The sequence below is a fragment of the Pseudomonas fluorescens genome, from assembly GCF_040448305.1.
Lineage (GTDB): Bacteria > Pseudomonadota > Gammaproteobacteria > Pseudomonadales > Pseudomonadaceae > Aquipseudomonas > Aquipseudomonas fluorescens_BH.
In genome coordinates this window covers 833,326-857,751 of the sequence record NZ_CP148752.1, presented here as the reverse complement: position 1 = coordinate 857,751, position 24,426 = coordinate 833,326, and the positions used below count along the sequence as shown (strand labels likewise).

17 protein-coding genes and 1 tRNA gene are annotated in these 24,426 nt (G+C 61.1%); 4 read left to right on the top strand and 14 right to left on the bottom strand.

The genetic code is table 11. The features are described from left to right. Window positions 1-75: 75 nt before the first annotated feature. The gene (locus tag WHX55_RS03785) at window positions 76-2,589 is read left to right on the top strand and encodes a sulfite reductase flavoprotein subunit alpha (RefSeq protein ID WP_353742090.1); all 2,514 of its coding nucleotides are present in this window, start codon (window positions 76-78) and stop codon (window positions 2,587-2,589) included. 120 nt (window positions 2,590-2,709) lie between these two features. On the opposite strand, the gene WHX55_RS03780 is transcribed toward WHX55_RS03785, so the two are convergent. The 4 genes from WHX55_RS03780 to ptsP form a co-directional block, all read right to left on the bottom strand. Then, entirely contained in the window at window positions 2,710-4,251 is a 1,542-nt protein-coding gene (locus WHX55_RS03780; RefSeq protein WP_353742089.1) for an alkaline phosphatase D family protein, read from the bottom strand. A gap of 196 nt (window positions 4,252-4,447) precedes the next feature. Next, entirely contained in the window at window positions 4,448-6,187 is a 1,740-nt protein-coding gene (locus WHX55_RS03775; RefSeq protein WP_353742088.1) for a PTS fructose-like transporter subunit IIB, read from the bottom strand. Between the two features lie 11 nt (window positions 6,188-6,198). Continuing rightward, the gene (gene pfkB, locus WHX55_RS03770) at window positions 6,199-7,140 is read right to left on the bottom strand and encodes a 1-phosphofructokinase (protein ID WP_353742087.1); all 942 of its coding nucleotides are present in this window, start codon (window positions 7,138-7,140) and stop codon (window positions 6,199-6,201) included. After that, a complete protein-coding gene (gene ptsP / locus WHX55_RS03765; RefSeq protein ID WP_353742086.1) occupies window positions 7,140-10,001 on the bottom strand; it encodes a phosphoenolpyruvate--protein phosphotransferase in 2,862 nt (953 codons plus the stop codon). The genes pfkB and ptsP overlap by 1 nt, the downstream gene beginning before the upstream one ends. Before the next feature lie 290 nt (window positions 10,002-10,291). Here ptsP and cra point away from each other — a divergent pair, with 290 nt between their 5' ends. Together cra and WHX55_RS03755 are read left to right on the top strand one after the other, a co-directional pair. Beyond that, the gene (gene cra, locus WHX55_RS03760; RefSeq protein ID WP_150754345.1) at window positions 10,292-11,287 is read left to right on the top strand and encodes a catabolite repressor/activator; all 996 of its coding nucleotides are present in this window, start codon (window positions 10,292-10,294) and stop codon (window positions 11,285-11,287) included. Window positions 11,288-11,290: 3 nt separating this feature from the next. After that, complete coding sequence (locus tag WHX55_RS03755) at window positions 11,291-12,067, top strand: TatD family hydrolase (RefSeq protein ID WP_150754344.1); 777 nt, start codon at window positions 11,291-11,293, stop codon at window positions 12,065-12,067. A gap of 130 nt (window positions 12,068-12,197) precedes the next feature. On the opposite strand, the gene WHX55_RS03750 is transcribed toward WHX55_RS03755, so the two are convergent. The 3 genes from WHX55_RS03750 to ampD form a co-directional block, all read right to left on the bottom strand. Then, window positions 12,198-14,228: a methyl-accepting chemotaxis protein gene (locus WHX55_RS03750; protein WP_353742085.1), complete on the bottom strand. Its 2,031-nt coding sequence runs from the start codon at window positions 14,226-14,228 to the stop codon at window positions 12,198-12,200. 190 nt (window positions 14,229-14,418) lie between these two features. Continuing rightward, the gene (gene ampE, locus WHX55_RS03745) at window positions 14,419-15,255 is read right to left on the bottom strand and encodes a regulatory signaling modulator protein AmpE (protein WP_353742084.1); all 837 of its coding nucleotides are present in this window, start codon (window positions 15,253-15,255) and stop codon (window positions 14,419-14,421) included. Then, the gene (ampD, locus tag WHX55_RS03740) at window positions 15,252-15,812 is read right to left on the bottom strand and encodes a 1,6-anhydro-N-acetylmuramyl-L-alanine amidase AmpD (RefSeq protein ID WP_150727484.1); all 561 of its coding nucleotides are present in this window, start codon (window positions 15,810-15,812) and stop codon (window positions 15,252-15,254) included. Before ampD ends, ampE begins: the two co-directional genes overlap by 4 nt. A 252-nt stretch (window positions 15,813-16,064) precedes the next feature. Between ampD and nadC the strand changes: the two genes are divergently transcribed. Then, window positions 16,065-16,913: a carboxylating nicotinate-nucleotide diphosphorylase gene (gene nadC, locus WHX55_RS03735; RefSeq protein WP_150727485.1), complete on the top strand. Its 849-nt coding sequence runs from the start codon at window positions 16,065-16,067 to the stop codon at window positions 16,911-16,913. Window positions 16,914-17,044: 131 nt separating this feature from the next. On the opposite strand, the gene WHX55_RS03730 is transcribed toward nadC, so the two are convergent. From WHX55_RS03730 to infB, 7 genes are all read right to left on the bottom strand, one after another. Then, window positions 17,045-17,350 (bottom strand): DUF6388 family protein, encoded by a 306-nt coding sequence (locus tag WHX55_RS03730; protein WP_223448135.1) that lies wholly within the window; start codon window positions 17,348-17,350, stop codon window positions 17,045-17,047. Between the two features lie 133 nt (window positions 17,351-17,483). Beyond that, a tRNA-Thr gene (locus tag WHX55_RS03725) sits at window positions 17,484-17,559 on the bottom strand. A gap of 138 nt (window positions 17,560-17,697) precedes the next feature. Next, a complete protein-coding gene (gene pnp, locus WHX55_RS03720; protein WP_007915263.1) occupies window positions 17,698-19,803 on the bottom strand; it encodes a polyribonucleotide nucleotidyltransferase in 2,106 nt (701 codons plus the stop codon). Window positions 19,804-20,008: 205 nt separating this feature from the next. After that, window positions 20,009-20,278, bottom strand: coding sequence for a 30S ribosomal protein S15 (rpsO, locus tag WHX55_RS03715; protein ID WP_015093441.1), 270 nt, complete (start codon window positions 20,276-20,278; stop codon window positions 20,009-20,011). 117 nt (window positions 20,279-20,395) lie between these two features. Then, the gene (gene truB, locus WHX55_RS03710; RefSeq protein WP_056728245.1) at window positions 20,396-21,313 is read right to left on the bottom strand and encodes a tRNA pseudouridine(55) synthase TruB; all 918 of its coding nucleotides are present in this window, start codon (window positions 21,311-21,313) and stop codon (window positions 20,396-20,398) included. A 3-nt stretch (window positions 21,314-21,316) separates the two neighbouring features. Beyond that, window positions 21,317-21,718, bottom strand: a complete 402-nt coding sequence (gene rbfA, locus WHX55_RS03705) for a 30S ribosome-binding factor RbfA (RefSeq protein ID WP_103394097.1) — start codon at window positions 21,716-21,718, stop codon at window positions 21,317-21,319. A gap of 159 nt (window positions 21,719-21,877) precedes the next feature. Then, window positions 21,878-24,400: a translation initiation factor IF-2 gene (gene infB / locus WHX55_RS03700; RefSeq protein ID WP_353742083.1), complete on the bottom strand. Its 2,523-nt coding sequence runs from the start codon at window positions 24,398-24,400 to the stop codon at window positions 21,878-21,880. Between the last annotated feature and the right edge of the window lie 26 nt (window positions 24,401-24,426).

Below are 24,426 nucleotides of genomic sequence, written 5' to 3'. Positions count from 1 at the left end.
AAAGAATGCTTCTCGACAACCCCACGGCATAATGCGCGCCGTGATGAATCAACTTGAACGAACAAGGCGAGCGACGTGTTGAAGAAAACCCTGTTCCAGTTGCACTGGTTTTTCGGCATCAGCGCCGGGCTGGTCCTGGCCCTGATGGGCATCACCGGGGCGGCGGTGTCGTTTCAGGATGAAATCCTGAGCACACTCAACCCTTCTGTATTGCAGGTTGAAAAACAGGTCGCCGGTGTGCTGCCGCCCGCCGAACTGGTGGAGCGAATCGAAGCCGCGTCGGGCAAAAAAGTCTCGATGCTCACGGTGGAAACCGACAGCGGCAACGCCGCCAAAGTGTGGTTCACCCCGCCGCCGGGTGAACGCCGTGGCGAGATGCGCTACTTCGACCCGTACACCGCCGAGTTCCTCGGCGATGCCTCCGGCCAGGGCTTCTTCGGCCTGATGCTGCAATTGCACCGCTTCCTCGCCATGGGCGACACGGGTCGGCAGATCACCGGCGCGTGCACGCTGATCCTGGTGTTCTTCTGCCTGTCCGGCCTGTACCTGCGCTGGCCTCGCCAGTGGAGAAGCTGGCGCGCCTGGCTGACCCTGGACTGGAAGAAAAAGGGTCGCAGCTTCAACTGGGACCTGCACTCGGTGGCCGGCACCTGGTGCCTGTTGTTTTACCTCCTGGCGGCACTGACCGGTTTGTCCTGGTCCTACGAGTGGTACAACAAAGGCCTGACCCGCTTGCTCTCCGACTCACCACAGAGCGGACGCGGGCCTGCGCCGAGCGGTCCGGCACCGACGGCCGATTACGCGGCGATGTGGAGCAGCATCTACAGTGCGGCCGGTCCGCTACTCAGTTCCTATAACGTGCGCATGCCGCCAGTGGCCGGCCAACCAGCGACCGTGTACTTCCTGCTGAAAAATTCGCCTCACGACCGCGCCCTGAACCAGATCACCCTCGATCCGGCCACCGGCGTGGTCAAGCGCGTTGATCGCTACAGCGACAAGAGCCTCAAGGCGCAACTGCTGACCAGCATCTATGCGCTGCACGTCGGCAGTTACTTCGGCATCGTCGGGCGCATCCTCCTGACCATCACCTCGCTCACCATGCCGCTGTTCTTCATCACCGGCTGGATGCTGTACCTGGATCGTCGGCGCAAAAAACGCCAGATCAAGGATGCGCGCAAAGACCTCGTGCAAACCGCCAGCGATGCGCCGGCGTGGCTGATCGGCTTTGCCAGCCAAAGTGGTTTTGCCGAGCAACTGGCGTGGCAAACCGCCGGGCAATTGCAGGCCGCAGGCTTGCCGGTAAAAGTGCAACCGTTGGCGGACGTCAGCGAGCAGGACTTGCATGAATCGGACAATGCCTTGTTCGTCGTCAGCACCTTCGGCGACGGCGAAGCACCGGACAGCGCCCGCGGTTTCGAGCGCAAGGTACTGGGCCGGGCACCGAGCCTGGGACGCCTGAATTACGCGGTCCTGGGACTGGGCGACCGGCAGTACCAACACTTCTGCGGTTTCGCCAAACGCCTGCACGCCTGGCTGGGCGAACATGGCGCAAAGACCCTGTTCGCCCCCGTGGAGGTCGACAGCGGAGACCCTTACGCCTTGCGTCACTGGCAACAGCAACTGGGCCTGTTGACCGGCCAGGCCCCCGTGGATACCTGGCAAGCGCCCAGCTACGACAACTGGACCCTGCTGCGTCGTGAACTGCTCAACCCGGACAGCAGTGGTTCGCCGGTGTACTTGTTGGGCCTCAAGCCTCCTTCCACCAGCAGCTGGCTGGCGGGCGACCTGGTGGAAGTGATGCCGCGCAATTGCCCGTGGGCCATCGAGCACTTCCTCGACGGCATGGGGATCCACGGTGAAACCAAGGTGCAACTCAACGGTCTGGAAGAAACCCTCGAACAGGCCCTGGCCAGCCGCCAGTTGCCGGAGAACCGCGCCCACCTGGTCGGCCTGCACGCCCAAGCGCTGGCAGAGGCCCTCGTGCCGTTGGCCATGCGCGAGTATTCCATTGCGTCGATCCCGGCCGATGGCGTGCTGGAATTGATCGTGCGTCAGGAAGTACACGCCGACGGCAACCTCGGCGTCGGCTCCGGCTGGCTGACCGAACACGCGCCTGTGGGCAGCTCCATCAACCTGCGCGTGCGGCGCAACAGTGGTTTCCATCTGCCGGCCCAACCGGTGCCGATGATCCTGCTGGGCAATGGCACGGGGCTGGCCGGGTTGCGCAGCCTGCTCAAGGCACGGATTGCCGACGGTCAGCAACGCCACTGGCTGCTGTTTGGCGAGCGTCATCGCGAGCACGACTACCTGTGTCGAAAGGAGCTGGAGGAGTGGCTGATCAATGGTGATCTGGCGCGCCTGGACCTGGCGTTTTCCCGCGACCAGGCCGAAAAGATTTACGTACAGGATCGCCTGCGTGAATCGGCAGCCGAGCTCAAGAAGTGGCTGGCGGAAGGTGCCGTGATCTACATCTGCGGCAGCCTTCAAGGCATGGCTTCGGGCGTGGACCAGGTACTCAACGAGGTGCTGGGCGCCGACGAAGTGGAGCGCCTGATCGAACAGGGCCGCTACCGCCGCGACGTTTACTGATTCACTGAGTTCCCTGTGGGAGCGAGCCTGCTCGCGATGACGGTTTTACATTCAACAAATCTGTTGGCTGTCAGACCGCTATCGCGAGCAAGCTCGCTCCCACAGTGACTCGGGTGTCCATCAAACCGGCTGCAACTTGCGCTCGAATACAGACACCCCATCCAGATCCCGCAACACCACGCTCAACTCCCCGCTCTGCCCATCGATGTTCACCTCGCCAAAAAACTGAAACCCGGCAAACGGCGAGACGTTCTGCGCTGACGGCGCCTTTTCGAACACCACTTCAGGACCAAAGGTTTTATCCAGCGAGTTCGATCCGAAGCTACCCGCATTCAGCGGTCCGGCGACGAACTCCCAGAACGGTTCGAAATCCTGGAACGCCGCCCGATCCGGATGGTAATGATGGGCCGCGCAGTAATGCACATCCGCCGTCAGGAACAGGAAATTGCGCACCTGCTGCGCCCGCAGGAAACCGAGCAGTTCGGCGATTTCCAGTTCGCGCCCCTGGGCCGAGCCGGGGTCACCGTTGGCCACGGCCTCCCAGCGCGCGACACCGGGACTGACTTCACCATCGGGCACGCCGAGACCAATGGGCATGTCGGCGGCGATGACTTTCCATTGCGCCTTCGAGGCCTGCATTTCGCGCTTGAGCCAGTCCAATTGCTCACGCCCGAGGAAGGGTTTTTCAGCGCCCAGATTGTCATCGTTGGCCCCGCGATAACTGCGCATGTCCAGCACGAAAACATCGAGCAGCGGCCCGTAGCCCAGCTTGCGATAGATCCGCCCGCCGCCATCGCCGCTCTGCAAACGCATCGGCGCGTATTCGAGCCAGGCCTGGCGTGCGCGGCCCACCAGGCTGTGGATATCCTTGTCCTGGTAACGCGCATCCAGCTGCTTGCCCGGCGACCAGTTGTTCACCACTTCGTGGTCGTCCCACTGCCAGATCTGCGGGACCTCGGCGTTGAAGCGACGGATGTTTTCGTCCATCAGGTTGTAGCGATAGTTGCCGCGATACTCATCGAGGGTCTCGGCGACTTTGCTCTTGGCCTCAGTGGTGATGTTGCGCCACACCCGGCCGCCTTCCGTGGTGAGCTGCGCCGGGATCGGGCCGTCGGCGTAGATGGTGTCGCCGCTGTGGATAAAAAAGTCTGGCAGACGCAGGCGCATTGCTTCGTAGATGCGCATGCCGCCAATGTCCGGGTTGACGCCGAAGCCCTGACCGACGGTGTCGCCACTCCAGACGAAACGGATGTCACGGCGGGCCTGCGGCACGCTGCGCAAGTGACCGAACCAGGGCTCGCTGGCGACACCGCTCTGGGCGTCCTCGAACTGCACGCGATAGAAAATCGCCTGGTCGGCGGGCAGCCCGGTAAGTTCGACCCGGGCAGTGAAATCGGTGCGTGCATCGGCCAGGGGCGAGACGAATCGCCGAGGGTTGGGAAACAGGCTGCGGGTGTCCCACTCCACCACCATCCGCGCGGGGCGGTCGCTGCGGCTCCAGATGATCGCCCGGTCGCCCAGCAGGTCGCCGGACTGCACGCCGTCGGTGAGTTGCGGCCGATCCTTGACCGAAGCGATCACCGCCGGCGCCAGCCCCGGCAACAACAGCCCGGCGCCAACCGCTTGCATGACACGACGGCGCCCGAGGTTGAAATCGCTCATGGTGTTCTCCCTGAAAAAGGAAAAACTAAAGCATGGCCCTATGACCCTGGCATGACATAGACCTTCCCAGCGCTGAAGATCCCTGTGGGAGCGAGCTTGCTCGCGATGGCGGTCGTTCAGCCAACAAATTTGTTGAGTGTGAATCCGTCATCGCGAGCAAGCTCGCTCCCACAGGGGGCAAGGGCAAGGGCAAGTGTCAGGCGGTGACGGGCTCTGCCGCCAACTCCACCGTCTCCGGCCGCTTGACTAGCGCATACACCACCGCCGTCAACAGGCTCCCCGCCACAATCGCCAACAAGTAAAGCAGCGCATGGTTGATCGCATTCGGGATCGCCAGCACGAACAACCCACCGTGGGGCGCCATCAATTTGCAGCCGAAATACATCGACAGCGCACCGGTCAGCGCACCGCCGGCGATGCTCGCCGGAATCACCCGCAACGGGTCCTTGGCGGCAAACGGAATCGCCCCTTCGGAGATGAAGCACAGCCCCAGCACCAAGGCGGCTTTACCGGCTTCGCGTTCGGTCTGGGCGAACTTGCGTCGGGCAATGAACGTGGCGATGCCAAGGCCGATCGGCGGCACCATGCCGGCCGCCATGGTCGCCGCCATCGGCGCGTAACTCTGCGACGCCAGCAACCCCACCGAGAACGCATAGGCCGCCTTGTTGATCGGCCCGCCGAGGTCAACGCACATCATGCCGCCCAGCAACACACCCAGCAGAATCGCGTTGGTGGTGCCCATGCTGTCGAGGAAATGCGTAAGCCCGGCAAGCATCTCGGCGACCGGCTTACCGACCACGTAGATCATCACCAGACCGGTGAACAGACTCGCCAGCAGCGGGATGATCAGGATCGGCTTGAGCGCCTCAAGACTTTGCGGCAATCGCGCATATCGGTTGATCGCCTTGGCCGCGTAACCGGCAAGAAAACCGGCAATGATCCCGCCGATGAAACCGGCGCCCAGGGTGCTCGCCAGCATGCCACCGATCATCCCCGGCGCGAGGCCCGGACGGTCGGCAATGGAATAGGCGATATAACCCGCCAACAGCGGCACCATCAGCTTGAACGCAGTGTCGCCGCCGATCTGCATCAACGCCGCCGCCAGCGTGCCCTCTTCCTTGAATGCGGTGATGCCGAACACGAACGACAAGGCGATCATCAAGCCACCGGCCACCACCATCGGCAACATGAAGGACACGCCGGTCAGCAGGTGTTTATAGACGCCCGTCTTCTCCTGCTTGGCCGTTGTCTTGGCAGTGTTCGATGCGCTTTCCTGCTGGCCTTCGGCCAAGGCTTTTTTCAAGGTCGCCTCGGCTTGCTTGAGGGCAATGCCGGTGCCGCAGCGATAGATTTTCTTGCCGGCGAAACGCTCGGTGGGGACTTCGATATCGGCCGCCAGCAGCACCACATCGGCCTCGGCAATCGCTTGGGCGCTCAACGGATTGCGCGCACCGACCGAGCCCTGGGTTTCCACCTGCAGGTCATAGCCCAGGCGCTTGGCCGCTTGCTGCAAGGCCTCGGCAGCCATGAACGTGTGAGCGACACCCGTCGGGCAGGCGGTGACGGCCACCAGTCGCGGCGCGTTCTGGACAGCCGCCACAGGTTCGACGACGGCTTCGGTAGCGACGTAGACCTGTGCCTCCTGCGCTCCTCGCCGCAGCACGGCTTCCACGTCCTGCAGGGCCTGAGCCGGGGTACTCTGGAACAGCCGCTTGCCGACAAACCGCGACATGTCCACGGGCGCGCTGGTCACCAGCAGCACCCACTCGGCTGCGTCGAGGGTGGCCGCCGACAGTTGTTTTTCGGGATGCGCGACATCGGTGACTTCGACACTGGTGCTCCAGCCCTGGCGCTGGGCCGCGGCGTCGAGCAACCGTGCACACAGCACACTGGTGACCATGCCGTTCGGGCAGGCCGTAACGATGGCTAACTTCATGACAAACCCTCTTATTGTTCTGTCAGGGGACGCACGCGTACACCCTGTTCGAGCTGCGCCAGTTGCGCTGCATCGCCAATGCCGAATCCGATCTGGGTCACTGCCATCGCGGCAATCGCCGTGGCGGTGCGCAAGGTCTGCTCCGGCGTATCAGCACTGAGCAAACCGTGGAGCATCCCCGCCAGCAACGAATCACCCGCACCCACCGTGCTGGCGACGCTGACCCTGGGTGGCGTGGCATGCAGTGCCGAGCCGACGCTGAACCAGTTCACGCCTTCGGCACCGTGGGAAATCACCACATGCTCGATGCCTTGGGCGTGCAAGCGCTCCGCCGCTGTGGCCTGGGCGCTGACCGACAAGACCTCGCAGCCCAGCACCTCGGCCAGCTCTTCAGTGTTGGGTTTGATCAGCCACGGCCCCGCTTTGAGCGCTGCACGCAACGCCTCGCCGCTGGTGTCGAGGGCGACGTTCAGCCCCAGGTTCTTCAAGCGCAAGATCAATGCCTGCAACCATTGCGCGCTGACGCCCAACGGCAAGCTTCCAGCGACAACCACCGCATCGTGGCCCGGGGCAATCTGCTCCAGTCTATCGATCAAGGCCTGCTGCGCCGCTTCGCTGACCTGCGGCCCCGGCCCGTTGATGTCGGTGATGCGGCCGTCGCTTTCCGCCAGTTTGATATTGCTGCGGGTCTCGCCCGGAACACGGATGAAGGCATCGACAAAACCGCGTTTGGCGAACAATGTTTCGAACGCTTGCAGGTTGTCTTCGCCGAGAAAGCCACTGACGGTCAGCTGATGCCCGAGGTCCGCCAGCACTTGCGCCACGTTCACGCCTTTGCCGGCGGCGTGGGTGTGCATCACATCGCTGCGGTTGACTTGGCCGGCTTCAAGGCGCGGCAACTGGACGGTCAGGTCCAGCGCCGGGTTGAGGGTCAGGGTAAGAATCCGGGCCATTACAGGGCCTCCACTAATGCGCGCACTTCATTGGCGCTGCCCACGGCCAGGGCTTGGCGGGCAAGGGTTTGAGTCTGAGTGAAGCCCAGTTCGCGAATCCGCGCCTTGACTTCGGCAATGCTGCGCGCCCCGACGCTGAGCTCATCCACCCCGAGGCCGATCAGCACCGGCACCGCCAGCGGGTCGGCCGCCAGCTCGCCGCATACACCGACCCATTTGCCGTGGGCATGGGCCGCGCGCACGGTGATGTCGATCAGTTGTAGCACCGCCGGATGCAAACCATCGGCCTGGGCCGACAGCGTTGGATGGCCACGGTCGATGGCCAGGGTGTATTGGGTCAGGTCGTTGGTACCGACGCTGAAAAAGTCGACCTCTTTGGCCAGTACCGGCGCCAGCAATGCCGCCGATGGCACTTCGATCATGATCCCCAGTTGCAGGTCGGCGACCGGGATTTCCACACGCAGGCGCTCGGTCATGTCACGGGCCTGGCGCCACTCGTCGACGCTGCCCACCATCGGGAACATGATCCGCAGCGGTCGGTTGTCGGCAGCCCGCAGCAAGGCGCGCAGTTGCGCTTCCATGATCTGCGGGCGCTGCAAGGTCAGGCGAATGCCGCGCACGCCAAGGAAGGGGTTTTCTTCCTTCGCAATCGGCCAGTACGGCAGCGGTTTGTCGCCACCGACATCGAGGGTACGCACCACCAGCGGCCGCCCGGCCAGACCGTCGAGGACGCGGCGGTACTCGACTTCCTGGGTCGCTTCGTCGGGCGCTTGCGGGTGGGCCATGAAAATCAATTCGGTGCGCAACAGGCCAATACCTTCGGCGCCCTGCTCCACCGCGCCGGTCACCCCAGCGCTTTCACCAATGTTGGCAAACACTTCGACGGCGTGGCCATCGGTGGTCAGCGCGGGTTGATGGCGCAGTTCAGCTGCCGCCTTCAAGCGTTGCTCGCGGGTATCGCGTTCGGCCGTGGCGCGTTGCAAGGTCGCCGCGTCAGCGTCCACATGCAGGCGACCCCGCTGGCCATCGAGCAGCAACGGCGTGCCCGGCGCCAGCAGCAACACGCCAGGGCCGGCGCCGACCAGTGCCGGAATGCCCAGGGCGCGGGCGACAATCGCACTATGCGCCGTAGCGCCACCCCGGGCGGTGAGAATCCCCGCCACGCGAGCCGGGTCGAGACGCGCGACGTCGGACGGGCCGACCTCGTCCATCACCAGAATGTACGGTTGATCCGGTTCGCTCGGGGTTTCGATGCCACTGAGTTGCATCAACACCCGACGCCCAATATCACGCAAGTCGGCCGCACGTTCGGCGAGCAAGGCATCCTGCAATGCCTCCTGCTGTCGGGCCGCCGCTTCAATTACGGCCATCCACGCCGCTTCGGCGCTTTCACCCTGCTTGAGGCGTGTATCGACCTCATCGGTCAGTTCCGGGTCGTCGAGCATCTCTTGGTGGGTGATGAAGATTTCGCGGATGGCTTTGCTCTTGCTGCGCTCGATCAGGCCCTGGATGTCACGGCGTACCTGCGCCAGAGCTTGCTGGAGACGCTCACGCTCGATGGCGGCGGACTCGCCGCGCAACGGGTAATCGATGGTTTGCAGCACTTGAATATGCGCCGGGCCGATGGCGATCCCCGGGGCGGCGGCAATCGCCTGGACCACGCTGCCGGATATCGGGGCGAGGACCACTTCGGCCAAATCGGCAACGACTTCGCGCACCTGGCTTACCGGCGGCAGCGGTTCGACTTCTTCACCAAGACCTTCTTCGATGGCGGCCAACAAGGCCGGCAACGCATCAGCCGCGATGCCCGGTTCGGCAATGATTTCCAGGACCTGCCCACGACGGGCGCCGAGGCTGAGCAACTTGCTCAAGCTCTTTACCGACACCGCGCTGTCGTGGCCATCGACGATCCGCACGCGGATGTCTCCTTCAAAACTCTTTGCCAGTTGCGCGAGGATTTTCGCCGGCCGCGCATGCAAACCGTGGGCGTTGGCCAACGCAATTCGCGCGCTGGGCCAGTCGGCGGGCACTTCACCACCGAGCACTTCGAGGACTTTGCGACTGCTGGTGGCGCGCCCCAACTCATGGCCACGCCCTTCGATCAACAACGCGCACAGGCGTTCGAGCAGGGCTTGATGGGCCTCACCGAGGCTGGCCAGGCAGAACAATCCATTGAGCGGCTGGCCGAGATAGCGCAGCGGTCTGTCCGGGGTGACAAACGCGAGGCCCGGACGCTTCACCGTCTGCTCGCTGTGCAACCACCACAGGCCATCGCCCAGGGGCAGCGCTTCAACTTGCTGCAGCACGGCGGAGAAACCGTTGCTCACGCAGTCGGCCTGCCGCAACAAACGGGCGCCGCGCCAGACCAGCTCTTCGAAATCTTCGGCCGCCACACCGAGGCCGATCATCTGCGCATCCAGTGCCAGCTCCTGCGGCGCGCCTTGCAGCAACTTCAGCAAGGCTTCGGCGGAACCGGCGCGACGCAGGGCCTGGCCCAGGTCAGTCTCGCCGAGGGCGCGAGTGAGCAATTGCAACAGGCGCAGATGCTCATCGGATTTGGCGGCGATACCGATCGCCAGGTAAACGATATGACCATCTCCCCAGTCCACGCCATCGGGGAACTGCATCAGGCGCACACCGGTGGTGAACACCAGTTCGCGGGTTTCGGGCGTACCGTGGGGGATGGCAATACCTTGACCGAGAAAGGTCGAGCCCTGGGCTTCCCGCGCCTGCAATCCGGCGAGATACCCCTCGGCGACCAGGCCGTCGGCGACCAGATGCCGGGCGAGCAATTGCAGCGCTGCGGACTTATCCACAGCCGATTGGCCCATGGAAATCTGCTCTACAGTGAGCTCGAGCATGCTTTCTCCTTTTTGGCGCCTTCGGGCACCAGGTATTGTTTTGAATGAGTCAGCTTAGGCGCTTGGTCATCGCTTTTGGCGGTTTCACGGCAGAACCGGCCAAAGGCGCCTAAAACGTAGAAAATACGCTTGCTGAAACGTTTAATCTAGATCAATTGGCACGTTACTCGATATTGGCCCATCCTTGAAGTCCAACTTGTCGGATACGTTGCGACAATGGTCGCCTGCCTTAATCGGTTAGGATTGACGAAAATGTCGAGGCAATCTCGAAAAAACAAGGAAACAGCGGGTTGAAACTCAGTGATATCGCCCAGTTGGCCGGTGTGTCCGTCACCACCGCCAGCTATGTCATCAATGGCAAGGCCGAACAACAGCGCATCAGCAGCGCTACCGTCGAACGCGTGCGCGCGGTCGTCGAACAACATGGCTTCACGCCTAACCCACAGGCCGCCGGTTTGCGCAGCCGGCACACCCGCACATTGGGGTTCATTTTGCCGGATCTGGAAAACCCCAGTTACGCGCGAATCGCCAAGTTGCTGGAGCAAGGTGCGCGGGCCCGGGGTTATCAGTTGCTGATCGCCAGTTCCGACGATGCGCCGGACAGCGAACGGCAATTGCTGCAACTGTTCCGCGCCCGGCGCTGCGACGCACTGATCGTTGCCAGCTGCCTGCCGGCCGGCGACGACAGTTATCGCCAATTGCAGGCCAAGGGCATTCCGATCATCGCCATCGACCGGGTCATGGAACCCGAACATTTCTGCTCGGTAATCAGTGACGACCGCGAAGCCAGCCTGCAACTGACCCGCAGCCTGCTCGTTCCCTTGCCCAAACAGATCGCGCTGATCGGCGCCCGACCGGAGCTGAGCATCAGCCAGGAACGTTGCGCCGGCTTCAAAGAAGCGCTCGCCGGGTTCAACGGTGAGGTGCTGATCGAAGAAGGCGAGTCCTTCAGCCGCGAGTGCGGCAAACAATTGATGGAAGAGTTGCTGCAGCGCCTGGGCCATTTGCCCGATGCCCTGGTGACCACATCCTACGTGCTGCTTCAGGGCGTGTTCGACGCGCTGCACGACTTCCCGCTGAAAAACCGCCCGCTGCGCCTCGGCACTTTCGGCGACACCCAGCTGCTGGACTTCCTGCCCCTGCCGGTCAACGCCATGGCCCAACAACACCAGTTGATCGCCGACAAGGCCCTCGCGCTGGCCCTGGCCGCCATCGAGCAATCGGATTACCGGCCCGGCGTGCAGGCCATCGCGCGCACGTTCAAGCAGCGTATTCGCCAGGACTGAACCGTGGAGCTGATCGACACCCACACCCATCTGGATTTTCCGGACTTCGACGTCGACCGTCAGGCGCTGCTGGCCGAAAGCCGCGCCCTCGGGGTGCGGCGGATCGTGGTGCTGGGGGTTTATCAGGCCAATTGGCAGCGGGTCTGGGAGCTGGTGCAGAGTGATCCAGACCTGCACGCTGCGTTCGGTTTGCATCCGGTGTATCTGGACGATCATCGCCTTGAAGACTTGAGCGAACTCGGCGATTGGCTGACCCGCCTGGCCGGCCATCGGCAACTGTGCGCAGTCGGCGAGATCGGTCTGGACTACTTCATCGAAACCCTGGACCGCGACCGCCAGCAGGCGTTGTTCGAGGCGCAATTGCAATTGGCGGCGGATTTCGCGCTTCCGGCATTAATCCATGTGCGGCGCAGCCATGCGGCGGTGATTTCCACGCTCAAACGCTTTCGCCTGAAACGGGCCGGCATCATCCACGCCTTCGCCGGCAGCAAGGAAGAAGCCCGGGAATACATCAAGCTGGGTTTCAAACTCGGCCTCGGCGGCGCCGCGACCTGGCCGCAGGCGCTGCGCATGCATCGCGTGCTCGGCGAACTGCCACTGGATTCTGTGGTGCTGGAAACCGACTCGCCGGACATGGCGCCCGCCATGTTCCCCGGCCAGCGCAACAGCCCGGCACACTTGCCGGCGATCTGCGCGGCACTGGCCGACATCATGGCGATCAGCCCTGAGCAATTGGCCGCGGCCAGCACGGCCAATGCCTGCAAGTTGTTTAACTGGTGAATCAAATTCTGTGGGAGCGAGCCTGCTCGCGAAGACGGCGGCACATCCAATACTGACGTGACTGACAAACCGCTTTCGTCGGATCGTCGCCCGGAGCAGGCTCGCTCCCACAGGTGGTATCAGGCGACCGCTACACCCGGAATGCGCTGATCAGCTGCTTCAACTCCACGACCTGGGCCGACAACGCCCGGCTGGCATCTTCGGTCTGATGCGCACCTTCAGCGGTACGCTCGCCGGCGCGATTGATCTCGACGATGTTCTGGTCGATGTCGTGGGCCACGGCGGTTTGCTGCTCCACGGCAGCGGCAATCTGCTGGTTCTGGTCGACGATCATGCCGACCGCTCCCAGGATATTTTCCAGCGCCCGCTGGACCTTCTCCGACTGCCCGACCGTGCCGCTGGCCATTTCATGGCTGGTGCCCATGGCCTTGACCGCCGCGCCGACACCGCCATGGAGCCTGGCGATCATCTGCTCGATCTCTTCGGTCGATTGCTGGGTTCGTTTGGCCAGGGTCCGGACTTCGTCAGCTACCACGGCGAAACCACGGCCCTGCTCACCGGCCCGTGCTGCCTCGATGGCGGCATTGAGCGCCAGCAGGTTAGTCTGCTCGGCGATGCTCTTGATCACTTCGAGCACGCGGCTGATGGACTGGCTGTCGCTGGCCAGTTGGTTGATCACCAGTACCGATTGAGCGATCTCGCTGGCCAGCGCGGCAATGCTGCCTTGCTGCGACTCCACCAGACTGCGGCCACTGATGGTCTCATCGTTGACGCTGTGGGCACTGCTCACCGCCGCGGCGGCACTGCGCGCCACTTCCTGGGAAGTGGCCGACATCTGGTTCATGGCCGTGGCCACTTGTTCGATCTGCGTACGCTGCCCGGCGACGGCCTGATTGCTTTGCGCGGAAACGTTTTCCACTTGCCCGGCCTGACGCTCGACTTCGCTGACGGTCTGCCCCACTCGCTCGATCAGGTCATGGATCTTTTTCACAGTGCCGTTGAACACCTCGCCCAACTCCCCCAGCTCATCGCGGCTGTGGGCGCTGAAGGTCACGGTCATGTCGCCGGCCGCCACCTTGTCCATCACCGCCCCCAGGCGCTTGAGCGTGGTGCGGGTCGAAGCGTAGAACGCGCCGTAGAGATAAAAGATCAACACAAACACGACTGACAGCGCCACGGCCTGCAAGACCATGTGTGTACGGTTCTGTTCCAGGCGTTGCTGCAACTGCGGGCCCAGATACTTCAGGGTCGCTTCGTTGAGTTGGTAAGTCTGGTCCATCAGGACGCTGACTTGATCGTAAAAGCCCTGCCACGGCGCATCGAGGGTATCGGCCATGACCACTTGTTCTTCGAACAGCTCGCTGGCTTTCTTCAAGGATGCCCGGCTGCTATCGGCCTGAGCGGCCAGGTTATCGCGTGCGGCTTTGCTGGAACCCAAGGCATCCTGCAACTTCAGGCCATACTCGGCCTGGAGCTTTTCAAGCTGCGCCAGCAACTCATCGAAACGGGTACTCGAAGCCGAGTTGATGAACCCCTGCCCCAACGAATAAGACCCCATTGCCCGACCTTCGCCCAGGATCTGGGTGACCCGTGGCGTGACGAGGGTGACAAGCTCGCTCAACTGGCGCATGTCGCTCTGGTTGTCGCGACTGAGACCGGACTGACTGGTGATGAGCTGGCTGAAAATCTGTGCGCTGCCCACCAGCTTGCCGATCAAGGCACTTTTGCTTTGCAGGGAGTTTTCCGTTTGCTGGGCCTTGAACGCGGCGATCATTTCATCGCGTTTGCCATCAAACACCGCGACCTGCTCCGGGTCGCTGGTCATCGCCGTCAGCCCTTGCAGGCGAGTCAGAATATTCTGCTCGAGGGCACTGATCTTCGATTCGACATTGCCGGCCTTGCCGGATTGGCCGAGGCTGACATTGATCTGCACCAGGTTGTTCAGGGTTTCCAGATCGCGCCGTAACGTCAGGCTGCTGCCCAACAGGTCGAGACTTTGCAGTTCGATGCGCGTGCCCTGGAATTCGCGGTAGGAGTCACGCACCAGATAGAAGTTGGTCACCAGCATCGGCACCAGGAACAGTACGCTGATCAGGCTGAACTTCATGCCGAAGCTCAGGCGGTTCATCAGTGCGACAGCGGGATAGAGCAAGCTCTTCACTGGATGTCTCCCTTCGATTTCTTATTTTTTTTATTGGCAGGCGCAGACAGAAAGCAGATGGCCACTATTCGGCGCAATCTCTGTATAACTTAAATCGGCAGGAGGCTTTGTAACTTAAGGTTAACGACAGGGCGAAGCACTTCGCACTAGTGATCGCCCTGTGGCTAAGGAGCTTGCTCTGAATGCAGCGTTAATGCAGGACCGTCCACAACGCAAAACCGGCATACCAGAGCACCGCGGCACGCAGCAGCAGCGCCCAGATGCGGTCCAGATTGTTGATACCTTCCACACCGGTCACCGGCGCCGGAATTTCACCGGCCACCAGCCCGACTTTCACGATCAATTGCGCGGCGCTGATGTTCCAGTTCAGCAGCTCATGCAGCATGACCCGACTGACCGCGACAAAATTGCCGACCAACGCCAGGCTCGCCGCCAGCAGACGCACCGGCAACCAGTCGAAGGCGTGACGCAGTTGCCCGGCGCGCTCGACCACAGCCGGGTTTTTCCCGTGTTCTTCGGCCAGCGCCAGCAACCGATAACTCAGCGCCGCGACCGGACCCAACAGGAAGTACCACAAAATCACCGCGAAAAAGCTCTGGTAGGCCTCCCACAACAAATGTCCTTCGACCTGTTCCAGCAGCTGCTCGCCACTGTCTGCGCAGATATCCAGATCGCGCTGGGCGACATGGGCCGCGGCCTGCAGGTCCTCCCGACGCCAGGCATCGCGGAACGGCCCGAGATCGCCCAGCAGATCACCGCGCCCCAGGCTGTAGATCACCACCAGCAAATGGATCGGCAACGCCAGCAACCCGTAGGCCACCGGTTCGATGACCAGCAGCAGCAAACCCAGCAACGCCACTGGCAACAAGACCATTACCGACAACACCAGCCATGGCCGGCCAGAAAATCGCGGGCTGGCCTCAAGCTTGTTCAGCTCGTGTATCCAGCCGCTGTCCCGCTGAACCCGATGACGCAAGGCCGAGAACTTCTCGATCCACACCGCCAACAGCAACACCAGAAAACTCATCGTCCTTCCTCTTGTGCCAGGGCGGCACGATAGCGTGCCCAGTCGAACGCCGGCCCTGGATCGGTTTTGCGCCCCGGAGCAATGTCGCTGTGCCCGCAGATGCGCTCTGTAGTGATCGCCGTGAACGCCTGCTGCAACTGGCGGGTCAGGGCTGTCAATGCGCTGTACTGCGCATCGGTGAACGGCAGATCATCCGTGCCTTCGAGCTCGATGCCCACGGAAAAATCGTTACAGGTTTCCCGCCCCTCGAAGCTCGAGACACCCGCATGCCACGCACGCTCAAGACATGAAACAAACTGGGTGACGGTACCGTCACGCTCGATCAGAAAGTGCGCCGACACCCGCAAATCCGCGATCCCTTCAAAATAGGGGTGTTCGGTGACATCCAGACGATTCTGGAAAAATTCCTGCACCTTGCCGGTGGCGAACTGCGCCGGCGGCAGGCTGATGTTGTGGATCACCAGCAGGGAAACTTCGCCTGTGGGGCGCGCATTGAAGTTGGGTGAGGGGCAGACATGCACACCCTGAATCCAACCGCTCGCGGGGTCCAACTGCATACATATTCCTTCAACGGCGACTGTGTTGGCACAGTATGCCGCGATAATCCCCCGGGGCGCGATCCCTTGCCGCGTTTGAGGCGCTGGAGGTTGCCGATCTCAAACAGGTGTTTGTTCGGAATCGACGGTCAACGCCGACAACGGCAGGGATTCGACCAAATGCAGGCGCCAGCACCAACGTAACGCTCTGATGCCTTGGGTTGGTCCGTGCCATGGCCCTATAATCGAGCCACTTTGTTTGTGGAGTCCGTTATGCCGAATCTACGTCTCGCCGATCTGACCGCCGAAATCGAAGCCAACGTGCGCCGTGCGTTGCGTGAAGACATCGGCAGCGGCGACATCACCGCGCAGTTGATACCGGCCGAACGCCTGGCCAAAGCGACCATCATTACCCGTGACGCGGCCGTCATCAGCGGCACCGCCTGGGTGGATACCGTGTTTAGGCAACTGGACCCACGGGTAGCGGTGCACTGGCAGGTTGCCGATGGTGAACGGGTGACGCCCAATCAGGTGCTGTTCCACCTCGAAGGCCCTGCGCGCTCGCTGCTGACCGGCGAACGCAGCGCCCTGAACTTCCTGCAATTGCTCTCCGGCGTGGCGACCCGCGCGCAATACCTGGCGGACTTCGTGGCCGAGACTCAGGTCAAGCTGCTCGACACCCGCAAAACCTTGCCGGGGCTGCGCCTGGCGCAAAAGTACGCCGTGACCTGCGGCAGTTGCCACAACCACCGCATCGGCCTGTATGACGCCTTCCTGATCAAGGAAAACCATATCGCCGCCAGTGGCGGCATCGCGCAGGCCATCGCCGCCGCGCACAAGATCGCGCCGGGCAAACCGGTCGAGATTGAAGTGGAAAGCCTGGATGAACTCAAAGAAGCGCTGGCGGCCGGTGCCGACATCATCATGCTCGACGAACTGAGCCTGGACGACATGCGCGAAGCCGTGCGCCTGAATGCCGGTAAAGCCAAACTGGAGGCCAGCGGCGGGATCAACGAAAGCACGTTGCTGCCGATTGCACAGACCGGGGTGGATTACATTTCGATCGGTGCGATGACCAAGGATGTGAAGGCGGTCGATCTGTCGATGCGCTTGAGTCTCTGATCACACGTATGTGAGTTGCCGAAACTGTAGGAGCGAGCTTGCTCGCGATGTTCCCGAGAGCGCCATGTTTAACCAGTAAACAAGCGTTATCGTTAACGACCATCGCGAGCAGGCTCGCTCCTACATGAGTGTCAAACCACCAGATTGTTCATCTCGCAGTACTCTTCCCACTCGACACCTAGCACCTCGGCCGCTTCTTTATGCAGCTTCAGGCGTTCTGTCTCGTACTCTTCCGGTGTCGAGGTGTACTTGAGGCTCAACTCCCACGGCTGCAAGCCCTGGGCTTCGGCTTCATCCTCGAACGCCCACTGAATCTGGTCCTTCTGATCATCGGCACTCAGGTCCTTGATCTCTTCCATCAGATCCGGCACATCCAGCACGTACTTTTTCAGTGCTTCTTCGTGTCTGGCTTCTTGGGTCAATTCTTTTATTGTCATGTCGTTCTCGTTGATCGGGGGAATGGAAGATGGATCTGGATCATCAAGGATCTCTCTGACGCAAAAAACCGTATGAAGCACGGCTTGTCTGGCCTTCAGAACCATTCGGGATCATCTGAAAACAGGGTATCACTGGTGCCCGAGACAGGAATCGAACCTGCGACCTTCGCGTTACGAGTGCGCTGCTCTACCGGCTGAGCTACACGGGCGGTGGGCTAAACCTAGCACTGACTTCAGGGGCAGGCAACTTCCGCAACGTCTCAATTTCCTGCAGACAAAAAAATGCCCCACAGCTTTCACTGCGGGGCATTTTCTACAACGTTGAAGCGGTCAGGCGTGAGGCGTAATTAAACGCCCGAAGCCTTGGCTGCTGCCACATCTTTGATGGACAGCTTGATACGGCCGCGGTTGTCCACGTCCAGTACCAGTACTTCCACTTCCTGGCCTTCTTTCAGGATGTCGGTCACTTTCTCAACGCGAGCGTCGCTCAGCATGGAGATGTGAACCAGACCGTCCTTGCCCGGCAGGATGTTGACGAATGCGCCGAAGTCGACGATGCGCTCAACCTTACCGACGTAGATCTTGCCGATCTCGGCTTCAGCGGTGATGCCCAGAACGCGCTGACGAGCAGCTTCTGCCGCTTCCTTGGTTTCGCCGAAGATCTTGATCGAACCGTCGTCTTCGATGTCGATCGAAGCCTTGGTTTCTTCACAGATCGCACGAATGGTCGCGCCGCCTTTACCGATGACATCACGGATTTTGTCGGTGTCGATTTTCATCGCGATCATGGTCGGAGCGTTGGCCGACAGTTCGGTACGCGACTGGCCAATGATCTGGTTCATCTGGCCGAGGATGTTCAGGCGCGCTTCCAGGGCTTGGCCCAGAGCGATCTCCATGATTTCTTCGGTGATGCCCTTGATCTTGATGTCCATCTGCAGCGCGGTGACGCCTTTGGCGGTACCGGCTACCTTGAAGTCCATGTCGCCCAGGTGGTCTTCGTCACCCAGGATGTCGGTCAGGACGGCGAATTTCTCGCCTTCTTTAACCAGACCCATGGCGATACCGGCAACCGGCGCCTTCATCGGCACACCAGCATCCATCAGGGCCAGGGAGGCGCCGCAAACGGAAGCCATCGAGCTCGAACCGTTGGATTCGGTGATTTCCGAAACAACGCGGATGGTGTACGGGAACACGTCGGCGGCAGGCAGCATGGCCGAAACCGAACGACGGGCCAGACGGCCGTGACCGATTTCACGACGACCAGCGCCACCCATGCGACCACACTCGCCTACCGAGAACGGTGGGAAGTTGTAGTGCAGCATGAACGGGTCTTTCTTCTCGCCTTCCAGGGTGTCGAGCAGCTGTGCATCACGGGCAGTACCCAGAGTTGCAACGACCAGAGCCTGGGTTTCGCCACGGGTGAACAGAGCCGAACCGTGGGTTTTTGGCAGAACGCCGACTTCGATGTTCAACGGACGGACAGTCTTGGTGTCGCGACCGTCGATACGTGGCTTGCCGTTAACGATGTTTTCGCGAACGGTGCGGTATTCGATTTCGCCGAAAGCCGCTTTGACTTCGCTGGAAGAAGGCTGGCCTTCTTCACCGGACAGCTTGGCAACGACCTGGTCCTTCAACTCGCCCAGGCGAGCGTAACGGTCGGCCTTGACGGTGATGGTGTAGGCCTGGGAGATCGCTTCGCCGAACTCGGCACGGATAGCGCCCAGCAGTTCGGTGGCTTCTGGCGCAGGAGCCCAGGTCCAGGTTGGCTTGGCAGCTTCAGCGGCCAGTTCTTTAACAGCGTTGATCACAACCTGGAACTCGTCGTGAGCAAACAGTACCGCGCCCAGCATCTGGTCTTCGGTCAGCTCTTTGGCTTCCGATTCAACCATCAGCACAGCGTCCGAAGTACCGGCAACGACCATGTCCAGGCTCGAAGCAGCTTGCTGCTCGTAGGTCGGGTTCAGCAGGTAGCCGGTGCTTTCGTGGAACGCAACGCGGGCAGCGCCGATCGGGCCATCAAAAGGAATCCCGGAGATAGCCAGGGCAGCCGAGGTACCGATCATCGCAGCGATGTCCGGATCGGTCTTCTTGCTGGTGGAAACGACGGTGCAGACAACCTGCACTTCGTTCATGAAGCCTTCCGGGAACAGCGGACGGATCGGACGGTCGATCAGTCGGGAAGTCAGGGTTTCTTTCTCGGAAGGACGGCCTTCACGCTTGAAGAAACCGCCAGGGATCTTACCGGCAGCGTAAGTCTTTTCCTGGTAGTGAACAGACAGAGGGAAGAAGCCCTTGCCTGGATCGGCTTGTTTTGCACCGACTACGGTCACCAATACGCTGACGTCGTCGTCAACGGTGACCAATACTGCGCCGGAGGCCTGACGGGCGATACGGCCAGTCTCGAGGGTAACGGTCGACTGACCGAACTGGAATTTTTTGATTACCGGGTTCACGGTGTCCTACCTTCATTGTGGCTCTTGGGGAACTGGTTTCTTGCGAAATTCTTGGGCAACGCCGGGAGTCGGCCCGACTGGTTTGTCCAGGTGTAACTCAGGTAAAGCAGGTATCCAGATAAAACTTGAGGCTGGGAGCCTGCCATGCGCCGGCGGGAAACCCGCTGGTGCACGACAGACAACCAACCTCTAGCGCAATCGCTTATTAGCGACGCAGACCCAGGCGACCGATCAGAGTCTGATAGCGACCCAGATCCTTGCCTTTCAGGTAGTCCAGCAGCTTACGACGCTGGTTAACCATGCGGATCAGACCACGACGGGAGTGGTGGTCTTTACCGTTGGCCTTGAAGTGACCTTGCAGTTTGTTGATGTTGGCGGTCAGCAGTGCAACTTGCACTTCTGGCGAACCGGTGTCACCAACAGCTTGCTGGTAGTCAGCTACGATTTGAGCTTTTTCTTGAACGTCGAGAGCCATGAGGCAATCCTTTTATCAGGAAACTGTTTCAGAAAAACAGTTTCAACAGGCCAGGGACAAATCCCTGTATCTAAAAATGAGTAGTGACCGTGCCTGTTAACAGCCACCCTCGTCCGGTCATTCTGACCGAATCAGTCGACGTGGCGCGATGCGCCCGTCTTCGCTCACTTCACCGATACCGATGAAGCGACCATTGTGATCCTGTACCCGCACCATGCCGAACTTCGGAGCATCCGGGGCACGTACCGGCTGGCCGTTGAGCCAGTAGAACGCGCTCGCTTCCGAGAACTGCAGCAGAGGCCAATCCAGCAGGCCGCTGTCCGATGGCATCAGGAAGCGATCGACCGCTTCGTTGCCGCCTTCGGCATGTACCGCTTCGAGCTCTTCGAGGGTAACTGTCTGCGCCAGGGTGAATGGCCCGGCCTGGGTACGTCGCAGTTCTGCAACGTAAGCGCCACAACCGAGTTGCTCACCAATATCCTCCACCAGGGTGCGGATATAGGTGCCTTTAGTGCAATCCACCGCCAGCCGCGCAGTATCACCTTCGAAGGCCAGCAATTCCAAGCGCGTAATAGTAACAGAACGCGGTTCGCGCTCCACTACTTCGCCTGCACGAGCCAGCTTGTACAGCGGCTGGCCATCGCGCTTGAGTGCCGAGTACATCGGCGGTATCTGACTGATTTGCCCACGAAATTTTGGCAGTACAGCCTCGATATCGGGGCGACCAACGGTCACCGGGCGCTCCTGCAAAACTTCACCTTCGGCATCCGCCGTGGTGGTGGTCTTGCCCAGTTGCGCCAGGGTTTCATAACCCTTGTCGGAATCGAGCAAGTATTGCGAGAACTTGGTGGCCTCACCGAAGCACAACGGCAACACGCCGGTGGCCAAGGGATCGAGACTGCCGGTGTGCCCGGCCTTCTCGGCATTGAGCAACCAGCGAACCTTCTGCAAGGCCGCGTTGGAGGTGAACCCCAGCGGCTTGTCGAGCAGGATGATGCCACTGACGTTACGACGGATACGTTTGACCTGAGCCACCGATTACTCCTTGGTGTCTTCGGCTTCTGCCACAACCGGATGCTGATTGTCTTCAGCCACTGCGCGCTCGATCAATGCCGACAGATGCGCACCACGCACGACGCTTTCGTCGTAGTGGAAGTGCAGCTGAGGAACGCTACGCAGCTTCATCTCGCGAGCCAACTGCATGCGCAGGAAACCGGCGGCGGAGTTCAGCACCTTGATGCTTTGTGCGATTTCTTCGGCGCTGTCCTGCCCCATCACAGTGATGAAAATCTTGGCGTGACCGACGTCACGGCTGACTTCCACTGCGGTAATGGTGACCAGGCCGACGCGCGGGTCTTTGACTTCACGACGGATCAGTTGTGCCAGCTCGCGCTGCATCTGATCGCCGATACGCTGGGTACGGCTATATTCTTTTGCCATGTCTTGTTACCTGTAACTGCCCCACGGTGAAACCCGTGTGGTCTGAAAGCGGCAAACGCCCGGCCTGACAGAAGCCAGACCGGGCGTTGCGTTTAGAGTCCGGGTGACGAACTACGCATTTGCATGCGGCGGCCCATCACGGCTCTTGAAGTGCGCGAGTTAGAGGCTGCGAGCAACCTGCACCTTCTCGAAGACTTCGATCTTGTCACCGACCTTGACGTCGTTGTAGCTCTTCACGCCGATACCGCATTCCATGCCGGCACGTACTTCGGAAGCGTCATCCTTGAAGCGGCGCAGGGATTCCAGCTCGCCTTCGAAGATAACGATGTCTTCACGCAGTACACGGATTGGACGGTTACGGTGCACAACACCTTCGATAACCATGCAACCGGCGATCGCGCCAAACTTCGGCGAACGGAACACGTCACGCACTTCGGCGATGCCCAGGATGTTCTCGCGAACATCGCTGCCTAGCATACCGGTCAGGGCTTTCTTGACGTCTTCGATGATGTCGTAGATCACGTTGTAGTAACGCATATCCAGACCTTCCTGCTCGACGATCTTGCGCGCGCCGGCATCGGCACGCACGTTGAAGCCGAACAGTACAGCGTTGGAGGCCAGTGCCAGGTTGGCGTCGGATTCGGTGATACCACCGACACCGCCACCCACTACACGCACTTGCACTTCGTCGTTACCCAGGCCGTTCAAGGCACCGTTCAACGCTTCCAACGAGCCACGGACGTCGGATTTGAGGACGATGTTGAGCGTCTTCTTCTCTTCCTGGCCCATGTTTTCGAAGATGTTTTCCAGCTTGCCGGCGTGAGCGCGAGCCAGCTTGACTTCGCGGAACTTGCCTTGACGGAACAGAGCCACTTCACGGGCTTTCTTCTCGTCGGCAACCACGCTCATCTCGTCGCCAGCATCCGGAGTACCGTCCAGGCCGAGGATCTCGACAGGGATGGCCGGACCGGCTTCCTTGATTGACTTGCCGTTCTCGTCGAGCATGGCGCGAACGCGACCATAGTTCGAACCGACCAGGACCATGTCGCCCTGACGCAGGGTACCGTCTTGAACCAGAACGGTAGCCACCGGACCACGGCCCTTGTCGAGACGGGATTCAACCACGACGCCACGGCCAGGAGCCGATGGAGTTGCAGTCAGTTCCAGAACTTCGGCTTGCAGCAGTACCGCTTCGAGCAGTTCGTCGACGCCAGTACCCATCTTCGCCGAGACCGGTACGAACGGAGTGTCACCACCCCACTCTTCCGACGTCACGCCGTGAACCGACAGTTCGCTACGGATGCGATCGAGATCGGCGCCCGGCTTGTCGATCTTGTTCACCGCCACGACCAGCGGAACACCCGCAGCCTTGGCATGCTGAACAGCTTCAATGGTCTGCGGCATCACGCCGTCGTCCGCTGCAACCACCAGGATCACGATATCGGTCGCCTTGGCACCACGGGCACGCATTGCGGTAAACGCAGCGTGACCTGGGGTGTCGAGGAACGTCACCATGCCACGGTCGGTTTCAACGTGGTACGCGCCGATGTGCTGGGTGATACCACCGGCTTCGCCAGCAGCTACCTTGGCACGACGGATATAGTCGAGCAGGGAAGTCTTACCGTGGTCAACGTGGCCCATTACGGTCACGACTGGTGCACGGGAAACTGCCTCGCCTTCAAACTTCAGGGACTCGGCCAGGGAATCTTCCAGGGCGGTGTCGCTGACCAGGGTCACTTTGTGGCCCAGCTCTTCAGCCACCAGCTGGGCAGTTTCCTGATCCAGTACCTGGTTGATGGTCGCTGGAGTACCCAGTTTGAACATGAACTTGATGATTTCAGCAGCCTTCACCGACATCTGCTGGGCGAGGTCGCCAACAGTGATGGTTTCGCCGATCTTCACTTCGCGCACGACAGGGCCGGTTGGGCTCTGGAAACCGTGGGCGTTGCGCTTCTTCAGCTTGGCCTTGCCGCGACCACCACGACGGAAGCCATCGCTTTCTTCGTCGGTAGTACGTGGGGCAACGCGTGGAGCCGGTGCCTTTTCCTTGACCGAAGCACGATGCGGAGCGTTTTTGCGCTCGCCATCGCCGCTACCGCGACGATTGCTGTCGTCGGCACGTGGCTTGTCCGGACGACGCTGTTCGTCACGCTTGCGGGTATCGGCCGCAGGAGCCGGAGCAGCCGCCACAACCGGTGCGCTTTCGCGAACTGGCTCGGCCACCACAGCAGACGCTGCAACAGGTACGGCTTGAGCGGTCGGCGCAGCAGGCTGGCGACGCGCGTCTTCTTCGGCGCGACGCTTGGCTTCTTCTTCAGCCTTCTGACGAGCAGCATTTTCTACTGCGCGTCGTTCATCCAGTTCACGCTTGCGCTCGGCTTCGATTTCTTCCGGGCTGCGCTGTACGAAGACTTTCTTCTTGCGTACTTCAACGCTGATGCTTTTGCTGCCAGCAACACGCAGGGTGCTGGTGGTTTTACGCTGCAGCGTAATCTTGCGTGGTTCTTCCACTTTCGCCTTGTGGCTGCTTTTCAAGTGAGTCAGCAACGATTGCTTCTCACTGTCAGTCACATGTTCTTCGGCGGCGGTGTGCGGCAGACCTGCCTCACGCATCTGCTGCAACAGGCGCTCTACCGGTGTTTTGACCTCATCGGCCAGTTGTTTCACCGTGACTTGCGTCATGCATTTCTCTCCTCAGGCCGCGCCTA